General features: G+C 66.4%; 9 protein-coding genes. 1 reads left to right on the top strand and 8 read right to left on the bottom strand.

Translation table 11 applies throughout. The features are described from left to right. Positions 1-93: 93 nt before the first annotated feature. The 3 genes from A9W95_RS02370 to dapB are packed head-to-tail and all read right to left on the bottom strand — an operon-like array spanning position 94 to position 1741. On the bottom strand, positions 94-546 hold the full coding sequence (locus A9W95_RS02370; protein ID WP_067409043.1) for a flavodoxin family protein: 453 nt from the start codon (positions 544-546) through the stop codon (positions 94-96). Further along, positions 543-1007 (bottom strand): hypothetical protein, encoded by a 465-nt coding sequence (locus tag A9W95_RS02365; RefSeq protein WP_067409042.1) that lies wholly within the window; start codon positions 1005-1007, stop codon positions 543-545. Before A9W95_RS02365 ends, A9W95_RS02370 begins: the two co-directional genes overlap by 4 nt. Next, positions 1004-1741, bottom strand: a complete 738-nt coding sequence (dapB, locus tag A9W95_RS02360; protein ID WP_067409045.1) for a 4-hydroxy-tetrahydrodipicolinate reductase — start codon at positions 1739-1741, stop codon at positions 1004-1006. Before dapB ends, A9W95_RS02365 begins: the two co-directional genes overlap by 4 nt. A 327-nt stretch (positions 1742-2068) precedes the next feature. Between dapB and A9W95_RS02355 the strand changes: the two genes are divergently transcribed. Beyond that, entirely contained in the window at positions 2069-2530 is a 462-nt protein-coding gene (locus A9W95_RS02355) for a GNAT family N-acetyltransferase (protein ID WP_082982852.1), read from the top strand. Here the strand turns inward: A9W95_RS02355 and A9W95_RS02350 are convergent. The 5 genes from A9W95_RS02350 to A9W95_RS02330 all read right to left on the bottom strand — a co-directional run. Beyond that, positions 2513-3589 (bottom strand): PDR/VanB family oxidoreductase, encoded by a 1077-nt coding sequence (locus A9W95_RS02350; protein ID WP_067409040.1) that lies wholly within the window; start codon positions 3587-3589, stop codon positions 2513-2515. The two genes, A9W95_RS02355 and A9W95_RS02350, sit on opposite strands and share 18 nt — an antisense overlap. A gap of 2 nt (positions 3590-3591) precedes the next feature. Further along, on the bottom strand, positions 3592-5346 hold the full coding sequence (locus A9W95_RS02345) for an SDR family oxidoreductase (RefSeq protein ID WP_067409039.1): 1755 nt from the start codon (positions 5344-5346) through the stop codon (positions 3592-3594). Positions 5347-5348: 2 nt separating this feature from the next. Beyond that, positions 5349-6263, bottom strand: a complete 915-nt coding sequence (locus tag A9W95_RS02340) for a metal-dependent hydrolase (RefSeq protein WP_067409038.1) — start codon at positions 6261-6263, stop codon at positions 5349-5351. Continuing rightward, positions 6260-6721, bottom strand: coding sequence for an SRPBCC family protein (locus A9W95_RS02335; RefSeq protein WP_067409037.1), 462 nt, complete (start codon positions 6719-6721; stop codon positions 6260-6262). The genes A9W95_RS02340 and A9W95_RS02335 overlap by 4 nt, the downstream gene beginning before the upstream one ends. Before the next feature lie 20 nt (positions 6722-6741). Continuing rightward, positions 6742-7209: Lrp/AsnC family transcriptional regulator (locus A9W95_RS02330; protein ID WP_216638120.1), on the bottom strand; the 468-nt coding region annotated here is incomplete at its 5' end.

Genomic DNA, 7209 nt, shown 5'->3' with positions numbered 1-7209 from the left:
TCGTAGTGCGGGATCCCGTTGTCGTCCAGAGTGACTCCGGTCAACGGGTACGGGTTGTGATCGCGAGAGATCCTGGTTATCTCGGCCATTTCGTCACTCCATTACTGTCGCGGCCAGCGTGCCACCCAATTCGTAGGCCCGTTCCCGCACCGCGGCGTCGACCGGCCCGGCGACTTCGAGTACGTCGGCGGCCTGGGTTAGTGCCAACCCGGTCGCCAGCTTGCCGACGGCGGCCGCCGCGCCGACGGTGTCATTGTTGCCGTGTACCCACAATCCGTAGGGGCGGCCGGCGACATGGTCCAGGCTTGGGTAATAAACGGTGTCGAAGAAGTGCTTGAGTGCCCCCGACATATAGCCGAAGTTGGCTGTGGTGCCGAACAGGTAGCCGTCGGCGTCCAGCATGTCCGGCAGCGTGGCGCTCAACGCCGGCCGGGAGACCACGTCGACGCCGTGAATCTCGGGGTCGTTGGCGCCGGCGAGCACCGCCTCCAGCAACTCCCGGGTGGCCGGCGACGGCGTGTGGTGCACCACCAGCAGGGTGGTCATTGGCGCGCTTGCAGTTCGACGGCGGTCTTCATCGCTTCCCTCGCGCGGCGCCGATCGCCCGCATAGTCGTAGGCCCGCGCCAACCGGTACCAGCGGCGCCAGTTGTCCGGGTCGTCTTCCAATTCGCTTCGTACTGAGTCGAACAACGCGTCGGCGGCGTTGCGGTCAATGCGGCCCGAGGCGCGCCGCGGCAGATCACTCACGTCGAGTTCCATCCCGTCCGCGGCGATGAGCCGAGCCAGTTTCTGATGGGTGAACCCTGCGCGCAAGGTGGCGACCATGGCCCACAGCCCGATGACCGGCATGATGATCACCGCCAGCCCGAGCCCGACCGCGGCAACCCGCCCCGAGCCGATCATGGCGATGGCAAGGCGGCCGAGCATGACGAAGTACGCCAGCATCGCCACGCATAGAAAGGCGATGAGTATTTGGATGCGCAGCGTGCGCCGGGCCTCGGTCATTGCAGGTCGAGCAGCGGCTCTAGGCCGACGGTGAGCCCGGGGCGTTCCCGGATCCGCCGCACTGCCAGCAGCACACCGGGCACGAACGACGTCCGATCCAGACTGTCGTGGCGGATGGTCAGCGTCTCACCCTCGGTGCCGAACAGCACCTCCTGATGGGCGACCAGCCCGGCCAGCCGCACCGCATGCACGGGCACGCCGTCGACGTCGGCGCCGCGGGCTCCGGGCAGGCTCGTGCTGGTGGCATCGGGGTTGGGGGGCAACCCCTTTCGCGCCTCGGCAATCAGCTTCGCGGTGCGGGTCGCGGTGCCCGACGGAGCGTCGGCCTTATTGGGGTGGTGCAACTCGATGACTTCGGCGGAGTCGAAGAAGCGCGCGGCCTGCCGGGCGAAGTGCATGGACAGCACCGCACCGATCGCGAAGTTCGGGGCGATGAGAGTCGAGGTGTCGGGTGTGCCGGACAGCCACGACTCGACCTGCTGCAGTCGTTCGGCGGTGAAGCCGGTGGTGCCGACCACCGCGTGAATCCCGTTGTCGATCAGGAACTTCAAGTTGTCCATGACGACGTCGGGGTGGGTGAAGTCGATGACGACCTCGGTGTCACCGTCGGTGAGCAGGCTCAGCGAGTCGCCGGCGTCCACCTCTGCAGACAGGGTCAGGTCGTCGGCGGCCTCGACCGCCCGCACCATCGTCGCCCCGACTTTTCCTTTGGCTCCCAGCACGCCTACCCGCATGGCCTTCACACTAGACCGGTCGAATTGGTCCATAACGGGGGCCGGGCGGGGCAAAAAAGTCACAATCGCCACAGCAGCCTCTGCCCCGAACAGTGCGATTTTTGCCCGCCTCTCAGCGACAAAGCCATGCTGTCGCTGAGAGGTGGGCACTTTGTCACCAACCCGGTTGAGGGGCTGATGTGGCAGGTGAGATTCATGTCGTCGCTGATCCGGCGCACTGCCTAGGGTGGGAGGAATGGAGTTGCCACCGGTGGAGATGGTTACGTGAAGTCAGGTGACGTCAGGCTCCGCGAAGCCAAGCCGGCCGATTTGGGCAGGGTCGCCGCGATGCACTATCCGGTGTGGCGCCAATCCTGGGAAGGGATGCTGGCGCCTTACCTGCTCGACATGCTGGACACTCCGACACGCTGGGTCCGGGAGTTCTATCCGCTGACCCTCAAGCGCGGCGGGTGGAGCATGTGGATCGCCGAGTCGGGACGCCAGCCACTGGGCATGGCGCTGTTCGGGCCGGATCTCTCCAATCCGGATCTGGTGCAACTGGACGCCCTCTACGTCGCCGAGGCAAGCCAACACCTCGGCTTGGGCGGACGCCTGCTGGACAAGGCGCTGGAACTACACCCCGGGACCGACATGATTCTGTGGTGCGCGGAGAAGAATCACAAAGCGCGGGAGTTCTATGAGCGCAAACACTTCCGGCTCGATGGCCGCAACTACGTGTGGAAGCCGCTGCCCGGCGTCAAGGTGCCCCACGTGGGCTACCGCCTTTACCGCTCAAGCGTCGATGACTAGCCGGTCGCCCTTGGCGCGCGACACGCAGACCAGCATCTCGTCATCCGCTTCGACGGCGCGACCACGCCGATCCACCTCGCCGGCAACCACTTTCACCTTGCACGTGCCGCAGAAGCCCTGCTGACACGAATACGGGGTGGTGGGGTCTCGGTCGAGCATGATGTCGAGCGCCGAACGGTTGGCCGCAACGGTGAGCACCCGCCCAGACCGCACCAGCTCCAACTCGAACGGTCGACCGTCGACCACCGGCGGCGGGCTGAACCGCTCGTAGTGCAGTGGCGCATCGGCATATTCGCCGCGGGCCACGCGCACCGCGTCGAGCATGGCGCTCGGGCCGCACACATACACCGCGGTCGTCGCTTCGGCACCGGCCAACAGGTCGTCGACGGACGCGAAGCCACCCCGCTCGTCATCGGCCCACACCGTGACCCGCTCCGGCGCGACGGACACGACTTCGTCCAGCAGCGGCATGTACTCCCGGCTACGGCCAGCATAGATTGCGCGCCAGTTCATTCCACGCTGGGCGGCCACCCGGATCATCGGCAGGATGGGCGTGACGCCGATGCCACCGATCACGAACAACACGTCGTGCTCAGCGCTTCCGAGATAGAACGCGTTGCGGGGACCCTCGAACACCACGATGTCGCCGACGTCGAAAGCGTCGTGCATCTCGACCGATCCGCCACCGCCGTCGGCGATGCGGCGTATCGCGATGCGGTAATCGATGCGCCGCCCCGGCGGTCCACACAGCGAGTATTGCCGCCGGCGGCCCGACGGCAGCTGGATGTCGATATGGCCACCCGGCGTCCACGACGGCAACAGACCCCCGTCCCGATCGGCCAACGTCAAGGCGACTACGTCGGGTGCCAGCACTACCCGTTGGGTGACGACCGCGGTGTGCGTGCGCGGCACCGGAGTCACTCGCTCGGGCGTCCACCGCGACGCCGAGGCGAACCCGCTGAAGACGACGCGCAATCCCCACATCGCGGTGGCGAAGCGGTCACGGCTGCGCCGGCCGTACAGGTCGGCGGGTCTACTGGCCCAAATGTTCTGTGTCACGGCTAGGTTTGTCGAATGTCCCAGCGGGCGATCAGGCGCAACACCGATGGGCTGATGCGGCGCAGCGCGTAGCCAACCCGCGATTCCGCGGCGACCGGCAACACCGGCGGGCCGGTTCGCACGGCTTGAACGATCGCTTTGGCGGTTGCTTCCGGGGTGAAGTTGCGGCGCCGGTAGGCGGCGTCCGCCTTCTGCCGGGCCCGATCCTGCTGCTCGGCCGACATCCCGGCATAGATCGTGCTTTTGGCGATGTTGGTGTTGACGAACCCGGGGCAGACCGCGGTGACGGTGATGCCCTCGTCGGCGAGGTCGGCACGCAACGCTTCACTGAGGCCCAGCACCGCTGCCTTGGTGGTGCTGTAGGCCACCATTGACTTGGACGGCACATAGGCGGCTGCCGACGAGATGTTGATGATGGATCCGCCTTCGCCACGCTCGACCATCTGCTCCGCAAAGGCCTTGGTGCCGGTGATCACGCCACGCACGTTGACCGCCATGATGGTGTCCCAGTGCTCCAACGAGGTCTCCAAGAACCGGCCCGCCATCGCGATGCCGGCATTGTTCACCAGGATGTCGACCACGCCGTGATCGTGGCGCACCGCAGCGGCCAGATTTTTCATCGCCGTCTCGTCGGTGACGTCGACCTGGTAGACGGCCGCCTGAGCTCCGGCGGCGCGGACCGCCGCCGCGGTGTCGTTCGCCGCGGCCAGATCGCGATCGACAATGACCACCTTCTGGGCGCCCTGGCGGGCCAATTCGATTGCGGTGGCCCGGCCGATGCCGGCCCCCGACCCGGTCACCAGCGCGAGTTTGCCGGCCACCTGACGGGTTCCGCCGCACACCACCGATGCGCCTGCGGTGACCCTGCCGTCGACGAGCTGATCGACCCACTCCCCGGTCAGCCGCGCGATGACGTCCGGACGTGACGTCACCACCCAGTGGCCACCTTCTATTTCGATCACCCTGCCGCCCGACGGGATTGCGCCGGTGAACCGCTGCAACGCGGGACTGACGAAGACGTCGCGGCGGGGAATCAGCACCTGAGTGGGGACGGTCGTCTCGGGGAGTTCACGCACCTTCTTCAGGAAGGGCGCCGGCATGTTCTCCCGGTAGAGGTTGAGCCCGTTGAGGTAGTCGCCAATCGCGCGGGGCGATTTGACCCGTTGGCTGCGGGTGCTTGATCGGCCGATACCTTCTAGCGCTTCAACGACTTTCACGCCGATACGCGAGCGGAACGACAATTCCGGCACTACCGGGCAGAGGAAGAATCCGATATAGCCCGAGGACAGCAGCTGTTTGGCAACGTAGGCGAAGGTGCGCGGGGTGCGACCGGACCGCAGAAACGCTCCCGCGTAGTGCAGGTGCGGTCCCGAAACGGAGGTGAACGAGGCGATCTTGCAGGAGACTTCGTCATCGGTGGCGGCGGTCCACGCCTGGATGGAACCCCAGTCGTGGGCCAGCAGGTGCACCCGTCCAGCGCCGAGGCTGTCGATGACGTCGCCGATGTCGGACACCAGCTGGTCCAGCCGGTACCCGAATCGCTGTGCCGGCCGGGAGGATTCGCCGGCGCCTCGCACGTCGTAGGCGACCACGTTGTAGCGATCGGCCAGCTGCTCGGCCACACCGTCCCACACGTGGTGGTTGTCGGGATAGCCGTGCACCGCCAGGATCGTGGGACGTTGCGGGTCGAGTTCGGTGTACCGGTGTACGGCGAGGGTGACGCCGTCGGATGCGGTGATGGTGTTGGTATTACTCATATTCAGCGCGCTGCCCGGGCAGCGGGCGAGACCGCCAGGTAGTCGACGGCCAACCCCAGCCCGCCGAGCTGAGACGGATGGAAGCGCGGCCGGTAGTAATCGCCCACCACCCGCAGCAGTCGCAGCGGCCCGGGCACCAGGCCGCGTCGCGCGGCGTCGAGGTAGTCGCGCCAGCGGGCCTTGGTCCCCGGCGGCAGACAGGGGTCGACCGAGTACAGGAACCGCACTCCGCGCACCCACAGCAACAACAACACCGGTGACACGGCCAGCTGGGTGCGGACCTGCCGCCAGTAGCCGGCGCGCAGATGTTTCATGGCGTCGAAAGCGACCGCCTTGTGCTCCACTTCTTCTGCGCCATGCCAGCGCAGCAGGTCGAGCATTACCGGGTCGGCACCGGCCGCGTCGAGTTGCGGAGAGTTCAGCACCCACTCACCGAGCACCGCCGTGTAGTGCTCGATGGCCGCGATGAAAGACACCTGCTCGAGCAGCCAACTGTGTTGCCGCCGCTTACTGCGTCGTGGTTTGTCACCAAGCAGCTTGTCGAACAACCACTTCATCTGATCGGTGAACGGCGTCAGATCAACGCCCTGGGCGTCAAAGTGGGCGAGCACTGACGAGTGCGCTTGGGAGTGCATGGCTTCCTGGCCGATGAACCCTTGGACGTCGAGCCGCAGCTGATCGTCTTTGATCAGGGGCAGCGTCTTCTTGAAGACCTCGACGAAGAACTCTTCACCCGCCGGCAGCAACAGGTGCAGGACGTTGAGCACGTGGGTCGCCATCGGTTCGCCAGGCACGTAGTGGAACGGCAGGTTGGCCCAGTCGAATTCGACGTCGCGGGCTTCCAGGACCAGGCGCTCGTGGTCGGCGGCGTCGGATTTCGTGTGCGGGCCCACCGCCCGGTCATCGACGGTGCTCATTGGTCCTCCGCCCGCTGCTTGAGCCGTTGCAAGGTCAGCCGGATGTGTTGGTTGTTGGCGCTCGCGCGGTCAGAGACGCCGGTGGCCCAGCCGCCGACCTTGCGGAACCAGGCGGGCCGTTGGTCCCACGTGCTTTCGGTGACCCGGCATCCACCGTCCGCGGCGACCAGGTCGTACTGCCAGCGCGCGACCGGAATGACGGCGCTGCGTACGTCGAACGCAAAGGTACGTCCGGGCTCGGCGTCGGTGACGGTGCACTTGGTGGTCCAGCGCCGCGCACCGTTGCGGTTACGACCCACAAAGACGGCGCCTGGGCGCGCCGCGTCTCCCTTGCGCCAGGTCATGGCCACCGCCTCTTCGGCCAGCGAGGCCATGGTCGGCAGGTCGGTGATGAGCCGATAGACCCGCTCGGGACTGGCGTCGATGTGCACGGTCGCCGTTGCGGACGGGTCGGTCATCCGACGATCATAGCCAGCACCTAGATGGGCGCCGCCCCGCGCAGATGCTCGAAGATCAACGACGTCTGGGTGCCTGCGACGTCGGCATCGGCGTTGAGATGCTCGACGACGAAGGCTCGCAGATCTTCGGTGTCGCGGGCGGCGACGTGCAGGATGAAGTCGTCGGCGCCGGCCAGGAAATAAACGTCCATGACCTGCCGTCGGCGGCGGATCTGGGCGATGAAGCTGCGGATCTTCCCACGCGCGTGGGACTGCAGACTGACCGAAATCATTGCCTGCAGCGGCAATCCGACCGCGACGGGATCGACATCGGTATAGAACCCGCGGATCACACCTAGGTCGACCAACCGTCGCACCCGGCCGTGACACGTCGAGGGTGCGATGCCGACCGCCTCGGCCAGCGCATTGTTGGTGATCCGCGCGTCACCGTGCAGGACGGCCAGAATCCGGTGATCCACCTCGTCGATGTCGGCGGCCCGAACATCCTT

It is taken from the genome of Mycobacterium sp. 1423905.2 (genome assembly GCF_001673155.1).
In the GTDB taxonomy this organism is placed as follows: Bacteria; Actinomycetota; Actinomycetes; order Mycobacteriales; family Mycobacteriaceae; genus Mycobacterium.
The sequence above is the reverse complement of the archived record's forward strand: the minus strand, read 5'-3'. Positions and strand labels throughout refer to the sequence as shown.

What these genes read in the sequence shown, in the direction of transcription:
- A9W95_RS02370 (WP_067409043.1), bottom strand. Translation starts at nt 546, where the DNA reads ATGACCACCCTGCTGGTGGTGCACCACACGCCGTCGCCGGCCACCCGG.
- A9W95_RS02365 (WP_067409042.1), bottom strand. Translation starts at nt 1,007, where the DNA reads ATGACCGAGGCCCGGCGCACGCTGCGCATCCAAATACTCATCGCCTTT.
- dapB (WP_067409045.1), bottom strand. Translation starts at nt 1,741, where the DNA reads ATGCGGGTAGGCGTGCTGGGAGCCAAAGGAAAAGTCGGGGCGACGATG.
- A9W95_RS02355 (WP_082982852.1), top strand. Translation starts at nt 2,069, where the DNA reads ATGCACTATCCGGTGTGGCGCCAATCCTGGGAAGGGATGCTGGCGCCT.
- A9W95_RS02345 (WP_067409039.1), bottom strand. Translation starts at nt 5,346, where the DNA reads ATGAGTAATACCAACACCATCACCGCATCCGACGGCGTCACCCTCGCC.
- A9W95_RS02340 (WP_067409038.1), bottom strand. Translation starts at nt 6,263, where the DNA reads ATGAGCACCGTCGATGACCGGGCGGTGGGCCCGCACACGAAATCCGAC.
- A9W95_RS02335 (WP_067409037.1), bottom strand. Translation starts at nt 6,721, where the DNA reads ATGACCGACCCGTCCGCAACGGCGACCGTGCACATCGACGCCAGTCCC.